The organism is Bacillus sp. ISL-4, from assembly GCF_018613275.1.
Taxonomy (GTDB): domain Bacteria; phylum Bacillota; class Bacilli; order Bacillales; family DSM-1321; genus Peribacillus; species Peribacillus simplex_E.
The window spans coordinates 1-24,527 of record NZ_JAGGQN010000035.1 but is presented as its reverse complement, the minus strand read 5'-3'; the positions used below and the strand labels follow the sequence as shown (position 1 = coordinate 24,527).

Annotated in this window: 14 protein-coding genes and 1 pseudogene; 10 read left to right on the top strand and 5 right to left on the bottom strand. The window is 41.9% G+C overall.

The features are described 5' to 3' along the window. Nucleotides 1–16: 16 nt before the first annotated feature. The 5 genes from J7J00_RS19915 (at nt 17) to J7J00_RS19895 (ending at nt 8,242) form a co-directional block, all read left to right on the top strand. A complete protein-coding gene (locus tag J7J00_RS19915; protein ID WP_214793965.1) occupies nt 17–1,633 on the top strand; it encodes an ABC transporter substrate-binding protein in 1,617 nt (538 codons plus the stop codon). Nucleotides 1,634–1,748: 115 nt separating this feature from the next. Further along, nucleotides 1,749–2,753: an ABC transporter permease gene (locus tag J7J00_RS19910; protein ID WP_214793962.1), complete on the top strand. Its 1,005-nt coding sequence runs from the start codon at nt 1,749–1,751 to the stop codon at nt 2,751–2,753. Nucleotides 2,754–2,765: 12 nt separating this feature from the next. Next, nucleotides 2,766–3,668 carry an ABC transporter permease gene (locus tag J7J00_RS19905; RefSeq protein WP_214793959.1) on the top strand — a complete coding sequence of 301 codons (903 nt, stop codon included), beginning with the start codon at nt 2,766–2,768 and terminating at the stop codon, nt 3,666–3,668. Nucleotides 3,669–3,875: 207 nt separating this feature from the next. Then, the gene (locus J7J00_RS19900; protein WP_214793956.1) at nt 3,876–7,613 is read left to right on the top strand and encodes a S8 family serine peptidase; all 3,738 of its coding nucleotides are present in this window, start codon (nt 3,876–3,878) and stop codon (nt 7,611–7,613) included. A 212-nt stretch (nt 7,614–7,825) separates the two neighbouring features. Next, a complete protein-coding gene (locus J7J00_RS19895; protein WP_214793931.1) occupies nt 7,826–8,242 on the top strand; it encodes a hypothetical protein in 417 nt (138 codons plus the stop codon). Nucleotides 8,243–8,368: 126 nt separating this feature from the next. Here J7J00_RS19895 and J7J00_RS19890 read toward each other — a convergent pair whose 3' ends face one another. Next, nucleotides 8,369–9,814, bottom strand: a complete 1,446-nt coding sequence (locus tag J7J00_RS19890) for an aminotransferase-like domain-containing protein (protein WP_214793928.1) — start codon at nt 9,812–9,814, stop codon at nt 8,369–8,371. A gap of 124 nt (nt 9,815–9,938) precedes the next feature. On the opposite strand from J7J00_RS19890, the pseudogene J7J00_RS19885 reads away from it, so the two are divergent. Beyond that, nucleotides 9,939–10,546, top strand: a pseudogene (locus J7J00_RS19885) (LysE/ArgO family amino acid transporter). Between the two features lie 171 nt (nt 10,547–10,717). On the opposite strand, the gene J7J00_RS19880 reads toward J7J00_RS19885, so the two are convergent. The 3 genes from J7J00_RS19880 to J7J00_RS19870 form a co-directional block, all read right to left on the bottom strand. Further along, complete coding sequence (locus tag J7J00_RS19880) at nt 10,718–13,690, bottom strand: DEAD/DEAH box helicase (protein ID WP_286201488.1); 2,973 nt, start codon at nt 13,688–13,690, stop codon at nt 10,718–10,720. Beyond that, entirely contained in the window at nt 13,683–15,308 is a 1,626-nt protein-coding gene (locus J7J00_RS19875) for a hypothetical protein (RefSeq protein WP_214793925.1), read from the bottom strand. The genes J7J00_RS19880 and J7J00_RS19875 overlap by 8 nt, the downstream gene beginning before the upstream one ends. Before the next feature lie 637 nt (nt 15,309–15,945). Further along, complete coding sequence (locus J7J00_RS19870) at nt 15,946–16,839, bottom strand: helix-turn-helix domain-containing protein (protein WP_098371620.1); 894 nt, start codon at nt 16,837–16,839, stop codon at nt 15,946–15,948. Between the two features lie 546 nt (nt 16,840–17,385). Between J7J00_RS19870 and J7J00_RS19865 the strand changes: the two genes are divergently transcribed. After that, a complete protein-coding gene (locus tag J7J00_RS19865) occupies nt 17,386–17,700 on the top strand; it encodes a hypothetical protein (protein WP_214793922.1) in 315 nt (104 codons plus the stop codon). A gap of 28 nt (nt 17,701–17,728) precedes the next feature. Here the strand turns inward: J7J00_RS19865 and J7J00_RS19860 are convergent, their stop codons facing one another. Beyond that, on the bottom strand, nt 17,729–17,872 hold the full coding sequence (locus J7J00_RS19860; protein WP_214793919.1) for a hypothetical protein: 144 nt from the start codon (nt 17,870–17,872) through the stop codon (nt 17,729–17,731). A 458-nt stretch (nt 17,873–18,330) separates the two neighbouring features. Here J7J00_RS19860 and J7J00_RS19855 point away from each other — a divergent pair, with 458 nt between their 5' ends. The 3 genes from J7J00_RS19855 to J7J00_RS19845 all read left to right on the top strand — a co-directional run bounded on the left by J7J00_RS19855 (nt 18,331) and on the right by J7J00_RS19845 (nt 24,337). After that, nucleotides 18,331–19,767 (top strand): hypothetical protein, encoded by a 1,437-nt coding sequence (locus J7J00_RS19855; protein WP_214793916.1) that lies wholly within the window; start codon nt 18,331–18,333, stop codon nt 19,765–19,767. Nucleotides 19,768–19,922: 155 nt separating this feature from the next. Continuing rightward, on the top strand, nt 19,923–21,929 hold the full coding sequence (locus tag J7J00_RS19850; RefSeq protein ID WP_214793913.1) for a penicillin-binding transpeptidase domain-containing protein: 2,007 nt from the start codon (nt 19,923–19,925) through the stop codon (nt 21,927–21,929). A gap of 338 nt (nt 21,930–22,267) precedes the next feature. Further along, nucleotides 22,268–24,337, top strand: a complete 2,070-nt coding sequence (locus J7J00_RS19845; protein WP_214793910.1) for a SpoIID/LytB domain-containing protein — start codon at nt 22,268–22,270, stop codon at nt 24,335–24,337. Nucleotides 24,338–24,527 lie beyond the last annotated feature (190 nt).

The window sequence follows — 24,527 nt, the reverse complement described above, 5'->3', positions numbered from 1 at the left end:
AATAAGGGGGAAGAATATGAAGAAAACATGGGCATTATTGCTGACTGGAATCCTGGCTCTTTCGCTAGCGCTTGCGGGATGCTCCTCGTCTACATCAAAAGAGAAAGATGATGGTAAAGGGGGATCGAGTGAAGCGAAGGGCGGCGTATTGATATACGGTAAAGGCGGAGACGCTGTCGGTCTTGACCCGGCTATCGTAACCGATGGGGAATCATTCATCGTCACACAGCAGATTTTTGAAACGCTAGTGAAATATGGGGAAGATGATACGGAAATCAATCCGGGTCTTGCAAAATCATGGGAAGTGTCCGATGACGCAAAAACATACACATTCAAATTGAAAACCGGAATCAAGTTCCATGATGGTACGGATTTCAATGCAGATGCAGTCGTAAAAAACTTTCAACGTTGGGCACAAAGTAAGGATGAGGGTAAATTTGCTTACTATGCCTCCATGTTCGGAGGATTTGAAGGTGATGAAGGCCATGTTATCAAAGAAGTAAAAGCGATCGATGCCAGCACGGTGGAATTCACTTTGAACCGTCCGCAGGCGCCGTTCCTGAAAAACCTTGCCATGCCTACATTTGCAATAGCCAGTCCGGCTGGAATTGAAAAAGAGGGTGATGACTTCACTAAAAAGCCATCTGGTACAGGTCCTTTCAAATTCAAATCATGGAAACCTGGCGATACGATTGAAGTTGTGAAAAACGATGACTACTGGCAAAAAGGACTGCCGAAACTTGATGGAATCACGTTTAAGGTCATTAAAGATAACTCTGCGCGTTTAAATGCTGTAATCAAGGGTGAAATCGACCTGATGGACGGGTTGAACCCAAGTGATATCAGTAAGGTTACAGGAGATGAAAACCTGCAAATATTCGAACGTGCATCCATGAACGTCGGGTACTTTGCTTTCAATGTTGAGAAAGCGCCATTCGACAAGAAAGAAGTGCGTCAAGCCATTTCTCATTTGATCAATAAAAAGGAAATCATTGATAATTTTTATGAAGGCACAGCAGAGCCTGCCAAGAATCCTATGCCGCCATCCGTTTCTGGCTACAATGATAAAGTCGAAGACTATGATTACGATGTAGAAAAGGCGAAAGAACTGCTGAAAAAAGCTGGACTTGAAGATGGATTTAAAATGGACCTATGGGCAATGCCGGTACCGCGCCCGTATATGCCAGATGGTCAAAAAGTGGCTGAAGCCATTCAAGCAAGCCTAAAACAAGTCGGCATCGAAGCGAATATCGTTTCGTACGAATGGGCTGCATATTTAGAGAAAGTGCAGGCTGGTGAAGCCCAATCCTTCATGATGGGCTGGACAGGCGATAATGGAGATGCGGATAACTTCCTTTATACATTATTGGATAAAGATAATATCGGCTCCAACAACTATGCCCGTTACGCAAACGATGAGGTCCATAAACTGCTAATCGAAGCTCAGTCCACGGCAGATGAAGCCAAGCGCAATGAGCTGTATGGAAAAGCACAGGAAATCATCCATGATGATGCTCCATGGGTTCCGCTTGTACACTCTTTACCGCAGTTAGCCGGATCTAAGACGGTCAAAGGGTTTGTTCCACATCCAACTGGTTCACAATCCCTTGTTAATGTTTCTCTAGAAAATTAACCGTACGAACCGGGTAGTATGGAGTCTTGCATGCTTCCCGGTTTTGTTATGGAATGTATTTCAAAATGATCAAGGGCGCTTCGAAGGACCCTTATTTAAAAGGTGGGTGATTGTTTTGTTTTCCTATACCGTACGACGTTTAGGATCTCTCATTCCAGTGTTACTCGGAATGGCATTTATTGTATTCATGATGATTCGGGCGATTCCTGGAAATCCAGCACAGGTGATTTTAGGGCAGCAAGCAACGGAAGAGGCAGTCGCTGCAATGACAAAGGAACTTGGTCTGGATAAACCTTGGTTCATTCAGTTTTGGGATTATTTATCAGGTCTGTTAAAGGGAGACCTGGGTGTTTCGTTAAAAACGAATAGTCCGGTTTCTGAAGAAATTGGGCCATACCTAATGGCCACGATAGAACTGGCCTTGATCGCTATGATCATCGCCGTGGTCATAGGCGTGAATGCAGGGATAATATCAGCTTGGTTTCAAAACTCATGGTTTGATTATGTCGCCATGGTGATTGCGTTGATTGGCTTGTCCATGCCTATTTTCTGGCTTGGATTAATGGAGCAATACATCGTTTCAATTCAATGGGATTTACTTCCGACGACAGGGCGGGATAATATCAGGGATCCCGTTGAAGCCATAACCGGCCTGTATTTGATGGATACACTCATGGCTGGCAGGGTTGATCAGTTTTTCGAGGTGATCAAACATCTCATTTTGCCGGGGATTGCGCTTGCGACCATTCCGATGGCCATTATTGCTAGGATGACACGTTCGTCCATGCTGGAAGTTATGAGATCGGATTTCATTCGTACGGCTCGTGCTAAAGGAATGAGAATGTTTTGGGTTGTTTACAAGCACTCCCTTAAGAATGCACTGATTCCAGTGGTGACGGTTATCGGCCTGCAGACAGGATTACTTTTAGGCGGCGCCATATTAACGGAAAACATTTTTGGATGGCCGGGTATCGGTACATATATTTATGATGCAATACTATCTCGGGATTATCCGGTGATACAGTCCGGAATTCTCGTCATCGCCTTTTTGTTTGTCATGATTAATCTAGTTGTGGACTTGTTGTATGCAGTGATCGATCCTAGGATTAAGTATAAATAGGGAGGGAAACTCATGCCTGAAATAGCAACGAATACTTCGCCAATCCTTCCTCCAAAAGAGGCAGAGGAAAAAGTCATCTCTCCCTGGAAGGAAGGATGGAGAAGTTTTAGGAAAAATAAGGTAGCCCTTGTGGGTCTGGGGATTGTTGCATTTTTTATCTTAATCGCCATCTTCGCGCCCGTTATTGCACCATATTCATTTGAGGGGCAAAAGCTAAGTGATAAACATTTGGCCCCGTCTGCGGAGCATTGGTTCGGAACGGATGAATTTGGACGTGACATTTTGAGCAGGGTCATTTATGGCTCGCGCATATCAATAGGGGTCGGCTTCTTATCTGTTGCCGGATCTGTCGTGGTCGGGTCTTTTTTAGGAATCATTGCCGGTTACTACGGCAAGTGGATAGATACGATCATATCGAGGGTCTTTGACATCATTCTGGCCTTTCCAAGTATCTTGCTTGCCATTGCTGTCGTAGCCGTTTTGGGACCTTCCCTTCGCAACGCACTTATTGCCATTGCCATCGTCAATGTCCCGATATTCGGCCGGCTTTTACGTTCACGGGTCTTAACGGTGAAAGAAGAGGAATATGTAACGGCTGCGAAGGCAATTGGAATGGGGGATGGCCGGATTCTCCTTCACCACGTCCTGCCGAATAGTCTTGCACCGATCATCGTTCAAGGTACCTTGGCAATTGCAACTGCCATAATTGAGTGTGCAGCACTGGGCTTTCTCGGTCTCGGTGCACAGCCGCCAGCACCAGAGTGGGGAAAAATGCTTGCTGATTCCAGGGCGTTCATCATTCAGGCACCATGGACGGTTCTTTTCCCTGGCCTTGCGATCATGCTTACGGTACTCGGCTTTAACCTAATGGGGGATGGGCTGCGCGATGCATTGGATCCAAGAATGAAAAACTAGAAGTAAAAGGGTGATGTTAGTTTAACATCACCATCTTTTTGTCGTTTAGCTTGTAAATCTATTAAAATATGAAAAATAATAACATAATCCTAGTTCGAAATAGGAAAATAGTGACTATTACCCCTTAAAATCACCCCAAAAGTTGTGATACTTTTATACTCAGTAAGAATATTCCAAAAATTGATTATTATAGAGGAGGAAAGTTCATTGATTAAACGCAGCTTGTCCATTCTAGCAATCTTTCTATTAGTATTCACTGCAAGCGTTTCCGCAGCCAAGCTCCCAGATCCACCGACAGGCTCGGGCGGTGCAGGTAAGAAGAATCAGGAAAGTATTATAAAGCTGAAGAAAAATGATTTGGGGAAGCAATACAAAAGCAATGAGAAGGTCAGGGTCATCGTAGAGATGAAGGAAGCCCCGGCAATAGAAACAGCTTCGAAAGAAGGGAAACTTTTTAAACAGTTATCGAAAACTAAGAAACAACAATTAAAGTCCGAAAAGCTAGCTAATCAGAAGAAATTGAAAAAAAAGGTGAAAGAGAAAAAAATAGCTTTCAAGGAACTTGAAAGTTTTACGACAGTCGTCAATGGGTTCAGTGGTGAACTTCAGTATGGTGAAATCAAAAAGGTGGAAGCCATGCCTGAAGTTGCTGAAGTACATATTGCGAATGAATATGAACGTCCTGTAGAAAAACCCGAGATGCTTTATAGTAAAGAACTTGTCCAAGCCCAGGAAGCTTGGCGGGAATATGGATATAAAGGGGAAGGGATGGTCGTCGGGATTATTGATACTGGAATCGACCCATCTCACCGTGATATGGTCCTGAACGACGAGAATAAGGCTGAACTGACTGAAAGTGAAATAAGCGGGATGAAGGAATCTAGCCATCTATTAGGCAATTATTATACGGCGAAGGTGCCTTATGGTTACAATTACATGGATGAAAATGAAGAAATCCTTGACCTTGGTGAAGGGGCTTCCATGCATGGTATGCATGTAGCAGGTACGGCTGGTGCCAATGGAGATGAAGAGAACGGCGGCATTAAAGGGGTTGCTCCTGAAGCCCAGCTGCTTGCCTTAAAGGTCTTCGGGAATGATCCCGACATGCAGACAACATGGGGCGATATATACATTAAGGCGATTGACGATGCCATCATCCTTGGGGCGGATGTGCTGAATATGAGCCTTGGCTCCACTGCAGGTTTTGTATCGGCAGAAGATCCGGAGCAGCAGGCGGTATCCAGGGCTGTTGACAATGGGATCCTCATGTCGATTTCAGCAGGAAACTCGGCGCACTTTGGAAATGGATTTGCAAACCCATCAGCCTCGAACCCGGATATTGGCGTTTCAGGTTCACCTGGGCTTGCTTACGATTCTGTACAAGTGGCATCGGTAGAGAATAACTATATGGATTTGGATGCAGCGACTTATGATATAAACGGACAAGCAGGTAAAGCTCCGTTCATGTCGGCTTCAAGCGTACATCCCAATGCTTTGAAGGATAAAACATATGACTTGGTGGCTGCAGGTCTTGGGACGCCGGAGGAGCTTTCCAAAGTGGATGTTAAAGGCAAGTTCGCCCTCATCGAGCGCGGTACGCTTTCTTTTATAGAAAAGGCGCAAAATGCCCAGGCAGCAGGAGCGACAGGAGTCATCATTTACAATAATGCTGACGGATATATTTCCATGGCCACAGATCCAAGCATCACCATTCCTCAGCTATTCATGTTGAAATCGGATGGTGCAAAGCTGAAAGCGGCCTTAACGGATGGCGAAAAGGTGAAGGTTACCTTTAATGGTGATAAAACAAAAGCTGTAAATCCAGAAGCAGGGAAAATGAGCTCATTCAGTTCATGGGGAGTCGCACCGAACTTGGATTTCAAACCAGAAATCACTGCTCCGGGCGGACAAATTTATTCGACGCTGAACAACGATGAATATGGAATGATGAGCGGTACTTCGATGGCGGCACCACATGTTTCCGGAGGCTCGGCACTGGTTCTTGAAAGAGTGGATAAAGAATTTAAATTAGATGGATCTGCCCGGGCTAATTTAGCTAAGAATCTGATGATGAATACTTCAAAACCATTAACGGATCAGGGTGTCGTCAATAAGGCCCTTGACTGGGAAAACCCTTACTCGCCTCGCAGGCAGGGAGCCGGAGTCATGCAGCTGCAATCCGCATTGTCCACACCTGCTGTCGTGACCGAGGCATTCACGAAAGAAGCGAAGGTTGCAATGAAGGAGATCGGCAATAGGTTCGCCTTCACTTTAAAGGTTGAAAACTTCAGCAACAAAGCGGTCAAGTATGATGTAAAAGGAAACATTCAAACGGACTATGCAATCCAGGGACAACTGGGCTATTCCGCTAATGAGCTGGAAGCACAGGAAATTAAGAACGCTTCGATTAAAATCAATAATAAAAATACAAATAAGGTTACCGTTCCTGCAAAAAAATCGGTTACATTCGAAGTGAAAGTGGACATATCCGATGCAAAGGTACTTGGCGATGACCTTCAGACTCTTGTAGACATTGACAAGGTCTTTCCAAATGGATACTTTGTTGAAGGGTTCATTTCATTGAAGGATCCAGCCGATACGAATCCGGAACTGAATGTACCGTATGTAGGGTTTAAAGGAGAGTGGGACAAAGCCCCGATCCTGGATGGCACTAAATATGACAAAGAGTCTTTCTATGGCATGGCAGGAGGAGTATCGACAGCAGGTAAAGACTTCACTTATCTCGGCTATGACCCTGCGGGAAAAACATTCAATGGCAAAAATATTGCAATTTCCCCAAATGGTGATGGTGCACAGGATGACTTCGTGCCGGTCCTATCATTCTTAAGGAATGCGAAAAAGGTAGAATACAATATATTGAATGGTGAAAACAAGTCGGTCCGGAAACTTCGCACAGAGAATAATGTACGTAAGGACTATTATGATGGCGGACAAGGGACTGCATACACCCTGGATCCAGCCCGTAAATGGGACGGTAAAATCAATAATGCACTCGCTAAGGATGGGGTCTATTATTTTGAAATCAAAGCGATGATAGATTACGAGGGTGCGAAATGGCAGACGTTTAAAATGCCTATCAAAATCGATACGGTAAAGCCGACAGTCAAGATTTCGAAAAAAGGCAATGTATTGACCATCCAAGGTAAGGATAATTTGAATGGTTCAGGGCTTGCTTATTACGATGTACAAGTCGATGGAGCATCCATCATGGAAGAACCGCTCCCGGCGAATGCGAAACAATTCACCCTACCTGATGTAAAAGGGGAAAAGGTTCAGGTTGTGGCAATAGACTATGCAGGTAATGAAAAAACGGCTGAAACCGAATTAGCAAGCGATTCGGCCCCGATCGATAATCATGCACCAGCTGTAAAGATCAAGAGTCCTGAAGCCTTGAGCGTGAACAATAAAACTAAAATCAAAATAACTGGAGAAATTGAAGAAGCGTCGGAAATAACGGAATTTAAAATCGACAATAAAACGGTGCCTGTAACGTATAACAAGACGAATAATAAATATCAATTCTCATATGAAAAGAAATTTGTAGATGGTGTCCAAAGTTTTACGGTTAAAGCAACCGATAAATGGGATAACACGGTTTCCTTTAAACGGACGATAATGGTCGATGCAACAAAGCCAGGGTTAAAAGTTAAAGGTGTACCGGAAACTGTTGGAGCCAAAGGAAAGAATCCAAAAGTGGACGTGACGGTAGAGGATAATTTCGATGAAATCCGCCTTTACCTGAACGGAAGTGAAGTATTCTATCATGAATTCAAGGAACCATACAAAATGCGTGCCTACAAGAAGAAGATAGAGGATTTGGAGCTGCCGCTTAAAACAGGCAACAACAAGATTGAATTTAAGGTGACCGATCTTGCAGGAAATGAATCGAAGAAATCCTTTAACATCAATAAAGCTAAAAAATAATGAAAAACAGCCCTCTTATCCAAGAGGGCTGTTTTTGCGTAATAAGATTTCCGAAGTATGAATTCTTTAGAAATGTTTATGGAGTAGTTTGCTGCGTTTTCACCGTGCAAATATGGAAATCTATTAGTGAGGAAGTATTTTCATTATCCGGCAGGTATATGGGGTGGGATGAAAGAATTAGGTATAAAGAACCTATTAAAAGGAGGGTATCTATGAATTATAAGAAGAAATCCAGCAATAAAGTAGGTGGTCTTGGAATTACAGTGAAATTCGAAAGGAGAGGAAGCGACAGGTCTTATCTTACAAAACCGAGTTTCTTTGATGCACTTCAGCACGTCCATTCTCCCTTTGAAAAGGATCCCCGCTCAGATTCACTCTATCAGGATTTTCCTCTATGGCATGAGGTAACCCTTTCATTTTTTGAAAGAGGTGCTAAAACATCTATTAATTATGATCCCCACCAAGAAAAAATCATCATGGAGGAAAGTTCAGGGACATATCAGCTGAATAAGGGTGAGGCGCTTACTGCAATCCTCGACCATATCATGATCAATCATGGCCATCACCATTCTTTTTTCATCATCCAGCAAAAAGGGCGGAACGTAAAAATGAAAGCTGCTAATCCTTGATATCATCTTCTGGAACTGCAGGACATGTAGGGTATGGGAACGTACCAATGAGTTACTTTACTCAATAAGGATGGAGCTGCCACGGCAGCTCCTCGATATGATGAGCGTCTCCTATCCTTCAAAATGTCAAACCGTCCGCCGAATGATCTTTGATAGGGTTTGGATGCCATAAGCTAATTGATCCTTCGAGGCGTATGAATATGAAAGCCGTATATGTGTATGGTTATTTGGTTCGTATATGTATCCCGGATTAAGAAGTATGTTCTCCTTTATCGCTTGCTTGAAAAGGTTTGGATTCACGATGGGTTTACATAATTTTAACCATATATAAAATCCGCCTTGAGGTATTTGCCATTCAGCCAGTCCCTTAAAATATTGATCGAGAAGGGTTAATGTAAAATCTCTGCGATCTATCAACTCATGCCTTAGCCACTCTAAATGCATTGAATATTGACCATTTGCTAACCATTCTGCCACAAGGTGTTGGGAAAGTGCACTGGAACCGTAATCCATTTGCATTTTAATGTCCGCTAAACGTTCAATCACAGTTATCGGGCCAGCAATCCATCCGATACGCAATCCGGGGCTTAAAGTTTTGGACATACTGCCAATGTGCAATACAAGGCCATCTGCATCAAGAGATTTTAAGGGCGGCGGTGGTTCTTTTTCAAACCACAAATCACTATATACGTCATCTTCAATAATAGGAATCTGTTCTTTTTTGCATAGTGATAGGAGGTTTAGTCTTTCTTCTTTTGTCCATGTAGTATTTGTTGGATTGTTAAACGTTGGAACAGTATAAAACAGTGACGCTTTTTTCCTTCCATTGATGCGCTTTATTTGTGTCGGAATACTTTCCCGGCCTTGTATTGATAAACCTACTAATTGCATGCCCGCAGATTGAAAAGGGTGAACGGAATTTAAATAGGAAGGGGATTCATGTAAAATCAACGATCCCTTTTGAAGTAAACCAACTGAAATCAACTGGAGTGCCTGAAGCCCGCCAGAAACGACCATGAGGGAGCTGGGACTTGCGTTGATCCCTTTTGTTTCTAAATAAACACTTATACATTGGCGAAGTCTCTTATCACCCTTGGGCTCGGAATAACCTAATGAGTGGGCATCAAAAGAAGTGGATCGCAACGTCTTTTCGATTTGTTTTGTGGGCAATAGAGCTGGAGATAGTTCGCCCGTGCCCAATCTGATGATGGCGGTGTCCGTTTCATACTGATTAATGTCCTGAATCGTTTTTAAATTAGGTTCATGAAGGCCATTCCGGACATAGTTTTTCCAGTCGGGCTGTTTGCTGGAGACGAGCACATTCCATGTATTATTTGAAACGAATGTGCCGGACCCAATCTTAGTTTCCAATAATCCATCTGCAATCAGCTCATCTATGGCTGTGATGAGGGTACTTCGGTTTACACCAAATGAGTCGGCCAATGAGCGTTGTGATGGAAGCTTAGTACCAACCGGCCATTCCCCTCGTGTAATTTGTTGTTTGACCCAATCTACTATTTGTTGGTGAAGTGATTGGTCGGAAGTCCGGTTTGGTCTCCATTCGATAAACATGCGAAAACCACTCCTTTCATGTTCTATATTCATTATAAATTGGTTGGTTTGAAAACCAACCAATTGGATGGTTAATTCCTTTGTTGTTTTCATTATACTGAATATGAAGGGAGGGGGTATTCGTATGGGGCCATTTTTTCATGGATTATTATTGGCATTAGGGCTGATACTTCCGTTGGGAGTGCAAAATGTATTCATTTTTAATCAAGGAGCAATCCAACCTACAATAAAAAAAGCATTGCCAGCAACGATCACAGCTGCAATTTGTGATACAGTGCTCATTCTGTTAGCTATTTTAGGTGTTTCGTTGGTTGTCATGCAATATGATTGGTTGCGCCTTACATTAATCATAATCGGAGTTATATTTTTATTGTATATGGGTTTTCAGATTTGGTTTGCCAAATCGAATTCACAGTCAAATGCCCAATCCATGCAGATGTCGACCAAAAAGCAAATTGTGTTTACTCTATCAGTCTCATTACTGAATCCGCATGCAATCTTGGATACGATAGTGTAATCGGTTCAAGCTCACTTGTTTATTCTGGGAAAGATAAAATGATATTCGCCATAACGTGCATCTTTGTGTCATGGTGCTGGTTTCATGGATTATGTCTTGCGGGGCGATTGCTGAAAAGGGTTGATACATCCGGGAAATTCCTTGGAATATTAAATAAAATTTCTGCAATCATCATTTGGATCACAGCTCTCTATATGGTGAAATCGCTTTTTTGAATCATATAAACGTATTCGAACTAGACCATGCCTGGTATTCAAGGGTTTAAAAGTTACAGGACGCTAATGTATAAAAAAAGGGGAATGCATATCATATATGCATTCTCCCCTTTTTTGGTCCTGATTAGCTAACAACCAGCCCTCATTCACCCTTCATATCGTGAGGTCCGGTTATTGAAGAGCAACCAAGTCCTTGATTTCCTCTGTGGAAAGTTCGGTGATCCAGTTGTCACTGCTGATGATCTCGTCGTTCAGGGCTTGCTTTTTATCAAGCATCTGGTCGATTTTTTCTTCCAGGGTCCCTGTGCAGATTAGCTTATGAACGTGAACGAAGCGCTGTTGCCCAATTCGGTAAGCACGGTCGGTGGCTTGATTTTCAACAGCCGGATTCCACCAGCGATCATAGTGAATCACGTGGTTTGCTTCTGTAAGATTAAGTCCAGTGCCGCCTGCTTTCAACGAGAGTATGAAGATGGGGAATTCCCCATCTTGGAATCGGGTGATCATTTCATCACGCTGCTTCTTGTTCGCACTCCCGTTCAGGAATGGCACTTCAAAGCCATATCGTTTTTCCAGTAATTCTTTAATCATATTGCCCATCCCGATATATTGTGTGAAAATGAGACAGCTTTCATCCTGTTCGCGGACAGCATCGATAAGCTCGGTCAGCTTCTCGAGTTTACCTGAACGGTTAGGTGCCTTCATGATGTTTTCCTTTTCCGTCTCTTTTAAGTAAAGAGCTGGATGATTGCAAAGCTGCTTGAGCTTATTCAGCATCTGGAGGATGATGCCTTTTCTTTCAAAGGCAGACAGTTGTTCGATATCAGTGAATGTATCTTTTATCAGTTGTTCATACAACGATGCTTGCTCGGTGGTAAGCGGTACGAATTCCTTTTGTTCTTGCTTATCCGGAAGATTAAGAGCGACTTCTTTATCGCGTTTTGTACGGCGAAGCAAGAAGGGCTGTATCAAACGCTGCAATTCCTTGATTTTATCCTTCTGTTCATCACGCTCAATGGTCGCCACATATTTTTCCTGAAACTGACCTAGCGTTCCGAGATAACCTTTGTTGATGAAGTCGAAAATCGCCCACAGCTCACTTAAACGGTTTTCCATCGGCGTACCCGATAAGGCGATATGATGTCTGCCGTTTAGCTTGCGGACCGCTTTGGATTGCTTTGTTTGTGCATTCTTGATGTTTTGTGCTTCATCAAGGATAACGCTGCTCCAATGGATGGTGGTCAGTTCAGCCACATCTTGGTGGGTCAGTCCATATGATGTTAAGACAATATCATGATCGGCTGCCAGTTTAGTAAATGCTTCACCTTTAGCACGATTCGATCCGTAATGAAGGTGAACTTTAAGTGATGGTGCGAATTTTTCCAATTCCTTTTGCCAGTTGCCCAGGACCGATGTCGGGCAGACGATGAGCGCCGATTGTACAGAGATGGATTCGGGGGCAGTGGTAATGATCTCAGCCTCATCACTGCTCTCTGCGCTACTATCCTCTACTACAATGATCGGTTCACTTTTTTGTTCATCCCTGGGGGCAGCGGGGAGCTCTTTACTCGCTCCTTCTTTGCCTTTCACATGAAGTAGGTAGGCAATCATCTGGATGGTTTTTCCAAGTCCCATATCGTCGGCTAGACAAGCACCAAAACCATGCTCCCTTAAAAAAAGGAGCCAGCTCATGCCCAGTTTTTGATAGGGGCGTAAATCACCTTGAAGTGCATTAGGGACGGGCAGGATGGATATGTTTTTGGTTTCCCGGAGTTTTCCAACCATTTTACGGAGCTCCTGGTTCAATTCAAATTGAATCCGGAGCATTTCGTCGTTTTCAGAATCGTCATCGCCACCTTCATTTACGCCATTCAACAGTTCCTGCTGCAGCAGGTCAGTCAATTGGATGCCTTTTTCATTAGCTGTTTCCATTAGCTCCTGAATTTGTTTAATGAAAGCTGGATCAAGCTTGACCCATTGGCCGCGGATGAAGACAAGCCGCCTTTTTTCATTGACGAGCTCTTCGAACTCCACCTCAGTGAGCTCTTTGCCATTTAATGAGAAACGCCAATCGAAGTCCATTAAAGCTTTTAACCCGACATAAGACGGGCCTCGGTTCGATTGGCTCTTCACTTTCGCCTTGACCTTCAATGAGGACTCCTTCAAGGCAAGCCACCATGATGGAAGGAGAATTTCGACGCCAAGAAACAGGAGCTTTTCGCTTGCGTCGGTCAGAAACTCCCATGCATCCGTTTCCGAAATCTCCCTTTTCAGACGGCCATTCTCCCCAAGCCATGGCACGACGAGTTGCCAGCGTTTCGTAGCACGCACCACTTCACTTGCATACTTATTCCAGCCGCGCGGCAGTTTTTTTCCTGTATATGTTTCAAGGATATTCTCATCCCTTTTAGAACGAAGGGTAACATCGAGTATCCAAGGCCCATTGCCATCAGGAGGCTCAGTTAAACGGAGACCTATGGTGAATGGCTTGGGATCGGGCAGGGTACCGAGCCATTCCTGCCAGCTGTCTTTGTCAAAAAAGGCCTGCAATTCTTCGGGAGAAAGTCGTGTATCCTTTAATGCCCCGACGGCTTCACTCCATTTATGCTGCATGGGTGAATAGTTTTTTAAATACATATTAGCGGCACCGTTATACCACTTTTCGATAAAAGTACGGTTTGTTTCCAGTTCAGGTGAAGGGAGATCCAAAGATATTTCTTCTCCCCAAAAGGAAGGGACGAATTCCTCTTCCACTTCTTCCGGCAGCTTCCAGCCGATGGAGTCCAACTGAAGATTAGTGAAATCCGGTACGGGGATTCCGGCTTCAATGGATTCATGAAGAACGGGCGCTGCTGATAGGCAAAGGGAGGATAACTCGGACCATTCCCATTCTATGAAGGAGTTAAAGCTTTCCCTAGCAAAAAAGTTGAGAAGTCCCCAAGCGTCAAGAATGAATACTTGATTTCCATCCACTATATCCGTAGTCATTTTAGTACCATAAAAGCTTGCGTCATCCCAGTTGAATAACAGCCTGCGCATATGATTCGTAGTGAGGAAGGTATTCTCTTCATTGACGACACCAAGGGCGTAAGTTCCGTTTTCGAGAGCCGCTATTTTGATTTTTAATTTCCCTGGATTAAACATCGATAAGCTTACCCCTTTTTAGTTCTTCTTGGAAAGCGCGAAGCCGTTTGGTTGAATCTGCTACATAAAGTATATAACGATCGAATACGTCTTCTTTTTTGCTCTTTTTATAAATGGTGCGCATCCTTTTCAAATAACGGACAGCTTGCTTATAAGCAGGCCGGTTTTTCAAAGAAACTTTTTCCTGGACCGCATGATAATAAAGGGGCAGGATTAGTTCCGGTTCTTTTGAGACCACTTCTTTGATGGATTCACTGCTGATTAAGTCAATGCTGATTTCTGAGTAAATATGCATCTCCACCCATTTTTTATATTGTCCTTGTTCAAAAAGGAAATTTGCATAGTTCCAATAGCTGTGCGGAAGGGTGGCCCTGTAAAATTTCTCAAGCAAATCGGTCCGTTTTAATTTATAACAGCAACTGTTAATTAAAGTCGTGAACGTTCGGACGAAATCTACGCGTTTATAATAATCGGATAAACCGGCAAGGAATTCCTGGACATTATTATTGATGAATTCAATGAAAGGGATGGCACGTGACCGGTTGTCAGATTCAGCCAGGAGATTCAGCCAATAAAAAATGTATGGACAGGCTTCCTTCTTCAATTCATGGAGAAGCTCAATCGCTTGTTTATCATGGCTCTCCAAAAGGGATAGGTGAATGGCTGCGAGGGAATAGGACGTCCTCTCAGTGGTGCCAATATACTTGTCGGGAAGTTCTTTATTGATTCGTTCCAGTTCCTCTTTACGCCATGAGGAGTTGGAGAATAAGTAGCTCCATATCTCCCGGTAGAGGTCGATCTTTTCGTATTCCAGGCCTTCTCCTCCATCCAGTAGTTTAGCTACATCTTCCTTGATGCTGAAAACGAAGGGATCAAAGGCGAAGGGCCTCGCTTGCCTGCTAAGCGGCTGTACCGATTCATGCAGCTCTTCTGCCAGGTCGACGGCAAGTGCATAAAAGACCCTGATCGTTTGCGTCTCACTTTTATGCAGCTGAATCATTCTAAGTGTCTGCTGCATCGTGCAAAATTGCGTAACGAAATGATAAAGCAACTTCCATTCCCTTTCCATTGGAGCTTTTGAGCTAAGGCGTTTAAAGTAAGTTTGTATATGATTTTCAATCATATAAGTAGCCTCGCCTATATGGGGCTCGACATGTTCCGCAAAGGCATCATTGACGAATTGCTTCCATGATGGGTAGCTTTTATCTAAGATGATGGAATTCCCCGCCGCCTGTTTAAGTAATTCACTTGCCCGTTTAACTTGCTGCAGTGCTTGGGCAGTTGAGGTGTTTTTTGGTGCTTTCCATTCGCTCAGCCATTCGGAAACACTAGCGTGTTCAGAATATGCAGAAAAGAAAACGGCCATTTGATGCCGGCATATGAACCTTGAATCACATGTACAGCTTCCATCCTGAGGGAAGAGCAGATTAAGCCTGGCCCTATAGCGTGTCCCATCCTGTACCTCAGCCGCAATCGTATCCACCGCTTCTTCTTTAATATCAACGAGCCCCTGACGGTATAACTGGAGCCCTTGATTCACCACATCCGAATCTTCCGGATCCCCGGCCTCCAAAAATTCCGCCAGCCGCTCCCCAACTAACAACAACTCCCGCTCCATACTCTCCTCCTTCAGGGACAAGCCCTGTTTACCAAAATTTATATTTTTTGTATGATCATGAACCATCAGTTCTTTAACTTATCGTAATCCCGCCCCCGGTTATTCTTGGGCGGTGCATATATTACATCCCGAGATCGATTGCCGGGCTTTTTCCATGGCCGTTCTCTTTACGTTCTAATCCATTCAATCGAACAAACCATCACTGCTTCCAACCGTATATTCATAAAAACCCTGTAAAAGTCAATATCGTCAAAAATCCCCTTGAATATAAGCGGTTCGGATATAAACAGGAATAACTGGCATTAACGTTAACCATGCCTGAAATCCTTCATCCTCATCACGCTTCACAAAACTAAGTGATGAGGGGCTGGAACCTTTTATTAATGTGCGTTTTTTGAAGCATCTCTTTATTATACTTCATTTTGGCTTGGAATTTAAAATGTAGAATGGAGGTTTTGAAAATGATGCGTGTGAAATTATACATATTCCTGGTGAATGGCTCAGTTTGTAGGCAAATGGGGTTCTATATAAAAGTTAAAACAAAGTTGACTTGAGCGGGTGCCTGGAGGCAACGTTCAAATTGTACATTCCTTAAAAAATTGGAGCCATTCCCGTGGGAATGGCCAAAAATATAGAATTAATTTATTTTCATTTCATTCTTCCAACTGTCCAACTTTTTGTTTATGAATGTAACAAAGGTATGATTCTTTTGTAAATTGAATAGAAACGCTGACTTTTCCAAGTACTCTTTTGCTTCTTCAAAGTTACCTATGAGTTCAAAATTGTAACCTAAATGGTAGTGTAAATCAGCTAAAGCATATAATTGATCATGTTCGAGGCACCACTTTATGGCATCTTGGCAGCAGGCAATGGACTCTTCGTATCGGACCAGGCGTGTTAACACTCTGCCAAAATTATAGGATAGGCGTGTCTTTAGCGTTTTATCCGTCAAAAAGGGTAAGGCTTTCAAGTGATCTAAAGCTTTCCTTAACAAGGCGAATGCATTTTCGTACTGTTCTTCGGCAACATACATTACACCAAGGCTGCTTAAGATTTCAAGCTCCCTTTCCGAATATATTTTGTCGGTCGTATGAGTAATGGCGATGGCCTGATTAATGAATTCTATGGCTTTATCTAAATCTTTATTTTTTTCATATTCGTATATTCCCTTGTGCCAAAGAATCAATTGATGATTCTTTTTATTCTGAAGAAAGAGGGGACTGTTTTCCTCAGCCTTTACAATTTGCTGCATTTCCTCATAATTTCGGGTTCTTCTGGCTATTTTTAATTGATAAATCACTTCTTCAACATAATCCAGCCTAGGGGTCATTCCAATATCGAAAAAATAGTTCACATCAACGCCTAAACGTTGGGAAATTAAGTAGAGGGTGGATGCATATGGATAGACATCGCCTTTTTCAATCTTGCTGATCTGTGCTTGTGTACAAATACCGGATGCCAACTCTTCCTGGGAAAGCCCGATTTGTTTACGTAGCTCTTTGATCTTTTGTCCAACTGCAAAAAAATCCATTTTGATTCTCCTTAAAATATGCCTAGAGTTATATTTTGTCATGAAAAATCGGTGAAAGCGGTATGTACAGGTCCTGAACGGTTTAAATAGAATCTTTAGTCGAAATATATGGTTTTAAGAAGTGTGGTTAAATATAACTATAGAATTTTTTTCTATTTTAACCAATATTTTTTTAAAGAAAAGGAGGAATGACCTATGAAAAAAAGTACTAAAGCATTAGTCGTATCTTTTCTTATCATCGCTGCTTTTGTTATTGTCCCAAGCGAATTACCAGGCCTTTACGCAGAACTTCCAGGTTTATATAAATAAGTACTGAAGCGTCCCTATCAATCATTCAAGCATCTTCATTAGAAGATGTTTTTTTATTATTATTAAATGATTATTCTTTTGCGCATATTCCTGTAGTTATAATTATCTATGAATGGGGAGTGTAAGGTCCATTTGTTAGGTGCGGAAGAAACGTGAGCGTAGTTTGTAACGCCTATTTCCTTTTAATGATTTTGTTATAGTGTAAATAACAAAACGGAGAGAGGTGTAAGTTTAACGATGGATATTAATATGAAAGTTCAACCCTCTTTTTACGATGATGAATGTGCCATTGTGTTTTCTTTTTATTTTGATAAGGCAACCAGGAATATTGGTGAAGCTGTGGTGTACACATGCAAAAAATCAGATCAAAAAGATTACAGCCAAGATCATATAGATACAGATATACAAGAAAAAATCGCTTATATTAAAGAGTTTTCCATTGTAGATGAATATCAGGCAACCTCGATGAAGAAAATTAAACATTTTTTGAATGTAATCGGTATCAAGAAATGTGTAAAGCACAACCTTCAGGGAAATGAAATCGCATTTTAAACGATAAAAACTCATGACATCCAACCCGTCATGAGTTTTTACCATTTAAATGGGAGTTTTGAGCATTCATCTTCTTTTTGATGAAATCGCTCATTTGTTTCCGTTCACTTGGTTTAACGTTATTTGTTCTTTCAAAAAATCTAAAGTGTTGTTTATTGCTATCGGTTTTCATGATGTCTCTCCTTTGCTTCTTTTTATTTACCCATTTCTCATTAGTTAAAACGTTGATAAAGAAAAAATAATGAACAAAAAAATTTTCGCTATTATTCCTATAGTTATATTTTCTTCTGGGAATCCCTGTATATAAGGGTAAATTAGATAATAATGAGCGGTAATGCCTAAATATGGAGGAATTTTGTGTTTTATCATACTTTAAATAAATGCTAAAATGGTCCGAATATCGGATTTTTCATTAGAAACATCAGTTTCTAGTACCCTAAAGTGAAGAGGGTTGCAGAACTCTTTTCGATGGCCCCCGAGCACTTGCTTGGGGGATCTTTTTTTATATGGATAATTTGTCCACTTTATTTCTATAATATGTTTCGTTTTGTTTGTATATACATGGGTAAATATAAGAAACAGATGAATTAAACCTATGTTTATCGCTGTTTAATCGGAGGAATATATTTTATGGTTGCGAAAGTAAAGAATGATCCCACAAAACGAACTTTCCAGCAGTACATTTTTCCATTTGCGCTTGAAGGAAATATGATTGAAAAGTTTGTGAAAAAGTTATTTGAGGACAATTTCGTTTTTTTGAACTTGAAAGATATGGAACAACAAAATCAATTTTACGGTGGCCATAAAGTTTCTCACCGTAAATTGGAAAAGTATTTCATGCCATACATCGAGCCGATTTTATTTCCGGGTAATGCAAAACAGAAGGAAGGCTTGCGGCGTTTCACAAAAAAACTGGATATTGATTGTACCTTCGAATCACCCTATCTAAATACCCCATTTATTATTAACTCTATAGATATCTTCATATGCCCATTTCATATTGGCATGATGAATCTTCGCATTACTTTGCCTGAAGGGCTTTCATATGATGATGTGCTCTATTTTGGCGATACATTCCGAATCCTCGAACCAATTGCTGATGATGAAGAAAAAACGAAAGTAAGCTGTCGTGAAAATCAATATGAACAGGTGAAGGATTTCATCTTCAATGAACTATTGCCGCCGATTGAGGAATATATGGATGAAGAACAAGCGAACCCGACTTATTTTGGCAGTTTGCCCTTCTTTATCGATGAAAGAATGTACGTGGTCAGCTATACTGCATTCCCTGAGAATCGTGATATCACTAAAAATGATTTATTCCGCATCAGTGAGCTGAACGGGTATGACAATGATGGTGAGCCATATATAGGCGCATTAAACCCCGATTATATAGAAAAGTATTATCAAGAAAGGGTATATGACAGGTGGGGCAAGGAAACCTATTATGTAACTAGCATGTATCATTTCGCTTGTGTCACGAAAGCGACAGGTAAATTGGAACAGGAACTGGCAAGTGAAATGTATGGCCAGCATTTTTATACAGTGTTGCTTTTCTTCTATTATAAAATCGTACTGCTTAAATTGGCTCATGAACATTCCCAGATAGATGTGGAAAAAGATCAATCGGATACGGAACAGCTGATATTCATGATCACTCAGTTTTCTGCAAAGTACTTATTCACTGAAGTCAATAGTACGGCAATCGGTAAGGAGCTATTCAAAAAAACGGATGAAGCCTTCAGGATTTCCGCTCTCTACAGAGAAGTGAAGGAAACACTTTCCTACCTTTATCAAAATCAAGATAAACTGTCTGGGAAAAGCAGTAATTATCTCTTGCAAATATTAACGATTTATACGGTTGTTTCCGGGATATTCGGAATGAATCTATATATTGAAGATTGGAAAGGGAAATTGCCGTGGAAAGCGTACATGAATTACACCTTATTCGAGTGGGTAGCTGTCATTGTTACGACAAGCGGTCTAATCATTTCGGGCATCTTGGGCTTTTTCTTCTTGAAAAAATGGCTGCAAGAGAAAAAAAGCCGAAAAAAAAGAATGCTTTAATATAAAAGTCCTGTACACTATGTACAGGACTTTTGTTTTAGAAAAAACATGGTCAATTAGAAAAATGAAGAAATTCGGCATGCAAAATCCCCCATTCCCCTAATATTTTGCTAAACTATAGGTATATCATTCTAACTATTCATTAGGAGGAAATCATGAAGAAACTAGTTTTAGTTTCCAGCTTATTGTTGATGAGCGTATTGTTTCTGGCCGGATGCTCGGATGAGCCAAGTCCTGAAGATCGCTTTGCGGCATACACGAAGCTTTGGAATAAACAAGATTTTGCAAAAATGTACGAGTATCTGTCACCTGAGACAAAGAAAGAAATCAGTGCGGATGAATTTGCGAACCGTTATGAAAAAATCTATACGGGCATAGAAGCCGACCAATTACAGGTGGACTATAAACAGCCTAAAGAAGAGAAAAATCATAAAGATGGAGAAAAGGTAAGCCTTTTATATACCGTTGGCATGTCCACTATGGCTGGTGCTGTCAGCTCTGACCATAAAGCGACACTTGTCAAGGAAGGGGAAGGCGAGGAAGAAAATTGGTACATCAAGTGGGATGAAAGCTATATATTCCCACAATTGAAAGCTGGAGAGAAGGTATCGGTTGTATCGTATCCAGCCATTCGCGGAGAAATTGTCGATCGAAATGAACGCGGCCTTGCCATGAATGGAACGGTAGCAGAAGTGGGGATCGTGCCAGAGAAAATGGCCAACGACTCCGAAACGGTTAAAAAGGTCGCTGGAATCCTCAATATGTCCACCGACGAAGTGAATCAGAAATTAAAACAATCATGGGTAAAGCCAAGCTATTTCGTGCCCATCAAGAAAATGTCAAATGATAATGCCGCAACCTTGGAAAAGCTATTGAGCATTGCCGGTGTATCTGTCAATAATACGGAAGAGCGTATATATCCATATAAAGAGGCTACTGCCCATCTAATTGGATATGTCGGTGAGGCATCGGCGGAAGATCTGGAGAGATTGAAAGGAAAAGGTTATACCGCAAGTGACGTTATTGGCAAGCGAGGTCTTGAGGAAGTGTTGGAAGAGCGGCTTAAAGGTCAACCTGGCGGTAAAATCTTTATTAAAACCGAAGATGGCGAAGAAAAAGTGATTGCTGAAAAGCCTGCTGAAGAGGGAGAAACCATTACCTTGACCATCGACGCCGAGCTTCAAAAGGATATCTTCGAGCAATATAAGAACGAAACTGGATCGGCATCGGCAATTGATCCGAAGACAGGCGAAACGCTTGCACTTGTTTCAAGTCCGTCATTCGATCCTAATAAATATATTTTCGGGATAACAAAAGCGGAACAAAAAGCGCTTGAGGAGGACCCGAAAAAACCACTTTTGAACCGGTTCAGTTCGACGTTTGCACCTGGTTCAACCATTAAGGCCATCACTGCGGCAATCGCTTTGAAAAATGGTGTGGATCCGAAAGAGTCGATCAATATCCAAGGGAAAACGTGGGCCAAATCGACATGGAAAGATCATTCCATTACAAGGGTGTCGGACCCCGGTGTTCCAATCGATATGGAAAAGGCATTAATTTATTCAGACAATATTTACTTTGCTCAAAAAGCTTTGGGACTTGGAAAGGAAAAATTCACAAATGGACTCAAGGCATTCGGATTTGATGAGTCTTTGAATTACGATTATCCAATCAAAGCATCGAGCATCGGTAAGATCGACAGTGAGGGACGCTTGGCAGATGCCGGATATGGTCAGGCGCAAGTCCAAATGAGCACGCTGCATCTCGCCATGACCTATTCAGCCTTCTTGAATGAAGGAAACATCCTGACACCTTCGTTAATAACAGGAGATAAAATAGAAAAGAAAATATGGAAAGAAAATGCGATATCAGCAGACCAAGCAAATCAGGTCACCAAGATGCTGACACAAGTGGTGGAACATCCTAAGGGAAGCGGACATGGAATAGATGATCTTGGCATCAAAATCGCTGCCAAAACGGGAACTGCCGAAATCAAGGCATCCAAAAATGCTGACGGAACAGAAAATGGCTGGTTTGTTGCCATGGACACAGAAGACCCGGAACTTCTCATGGCATGGATGATGGAAGATGTAAAAGGACGAGGCGGCAGCCATGTCGTTGTCGATCATATGAAACCGGTGTTGAAAAAGTATTTGAAGTAAAGAAAAAAGTCATCCATCAGAAATGGGTAAAAATGCAGCAAGCATTTACCATTAAAAAGCAGGACATGGTTTCTTCCATGTCCTGCTTTTATTTTTTCACATGTTGAGGATTCCAATTTTGTTAAGACAATAAAGCTGGACTTGAAGGATAATGAGTCGTACATACAGAATGTAAAAAGAGTACCTGCAAGTAAGCCCGCGATCCCGGTGGTCCTGAAATCATCAGGGGTTTCTGCAGCAGTGACATCTTCCAGGCCGTTATCCATGCCAATGGATTGAACAGGATTAATTCAAAATTCTTTGAAAGATAAATAGAATAGGAATGAGGATGAAAAGCAATGAGAAGTTTAAGGTATTTGTTTATCGCTTTCTTTATCATTTTTTTTGCATTTCCTTCTCATGAAACAACGGCAGCAAAAGAGAATACAACGATGGAAGTGAAACTGAAGAATTATTTGGGGAATAGAACCAGTGTCAAAATAAAGGCAACCGGGGACTACCGAACTTCAGGGGGAGAGATATTCATTAAGGCGGGTGAAAATCTGACTTTGAAAGTGGAGTCGGGTAAACTTGCCGTATACAAAGGTTTTAAGAAAACGGGATCTTATGCTTCCTTTAAGGTTATGCCAGTTAACCCTGGTGCTTCATTGTCCATAAACGGCCGTCCGTATCTTGGCTCATTTTCATTTACAACGGAGGACGGTTACATCCGGCCAATCAATCATGTTTACATGGAAGATTATCTAAAGGGCGTTGTCCCGTTGGAGATGCCCGCTCTATGGCATGCCGAAGCCTTAAAGGCACAGGCGATTGCCGCCCGGACTTATGCACTTCGCCATCAATCCACAATAATTGATGATACGGTTTCTTACCAAGTATATGGCGGGGCAGCCGGTCACTATCGAACTAATTCAGCCATTGAACAGACAAAGGGCATGGTAATCAAACATGATGGCGAAATAATTGAAGCGTTCTTTTCCTCTAGCAATGGAGGGATGACCGAATCGAATTCAAATGTTTGGTCAAGTGGCGATCCCCTTGCATATTTATCTATAAAAGAAGACCTCTATGATTCGAAAACCAATTGGGAAATAATGCTGGACAAGCAGCAAATCGACCTGTCAAAAATGGATTTATCTAAACCGGAAGAATGGTGGGCAAGTGTAGAGGAAAAAGATAAAACGGTTGTGCCGAAGCTGAAGGTTTGGCTGAAGAATAATGGATATGCGAATAAAGATATTAAAATAACGGAGATTCCCTTGTTAACATTTACAGATGAAAAAACGGGAGGCCGTGTAACGAAAGGCTCCATCCAACTGAATTTCTATGTAAGGGATCTCGTTGATGACAGGGGGAAACTTTTGCAACAAACGGTTAAGCTTACTAATGTAGCGGCTTCCAAAATCAGGGGCATGGTGGGGCAAGAGCTGATGAAAAGCTATTTGGTTGACCATTCATCTACCGATCCTTCCAAAATCTCTATTAAAGGATCAGGATATGGGCATGGTGTCGGACTAAGTCAGTTTGGAGCGAAAAACAGAGCGGAAGCAGGCCAATCATATCAAGAGATTTTGTGGTTTTATTACCCTGACACAACTATAGAAAAGGAATATGGACCAGGTGCTGGATCTAAAACGGAACCTGTCGTAAAGGCGGAACCGAATTCAGTAAACATGAAAGCGGAGACGGATCATTTAAATGATGAGGTTGGAATCACATACTCCCTAAAAGAAGATGCTGTGGCAACACTCACGATTAAAGATAGTAAAGGGAAAGCCTTAGCTACCCCAGTCCGTGACCAAACAATGAAAAAGGGTACCCATTCTGCAATCTGGAACACAAAAGCGGTAAGTAACGGTACATATGAAGCAGAAATATCAGCAATGGACCAAAGCGGGAATGAAGGCTTGGCCACAATGGCGATTAAGGTCAGTAAAGATACGTCGGCACCGAAAATAACCGATGTCAATACATCGGGCGATTATAGTACCGAGAAAGCGAACATAACCTATACAATTAATGAAAACGCTAATGTAACAGTGGAAATTAAGAACAGTAAAGGTAAGGTTGTTGGCATCCTTTCTGAAAGGCAGTTCAATAAAGGCAGGCAATCGGCAACCTGGGATTTCAAAAATATAGCCAACGGGATGTTTACGGTGACAATCTCCGCTAAGGATAAGAGTAACAATCAGAAATTCATTTCAACGAAAGTCTCCATTAGGAAGACCAAGGGAATAGTGACAGCAAGCGAGTTATATATTAAAGAAAATAAAAATGCATCATCTGAAACGGTCGGGAATCTATACAGGGACCAAGCCGTAACGATCCTGGCTCAACAAGATGAATGGTATAAAGTGAAAAAAGGAAGCCAAATTGGGTATGTATTAAAAAAACATGTAAAAAAGTGAATGAGGAGGACGTCAATTATGGCGTCTTTTTTTTATAAATGGTATTCTTCATCAAATTCACGAGTAAAGGGAGCAAACTCACGAGTAAACGCACCAAACTCACAAGTAAAAGGAGCAAACTCACAAGTAAATGCGCCAAACTCACGAGTAAAGCGCAAATTCACGAGTAAACGCGCCAAACTCACGAGTA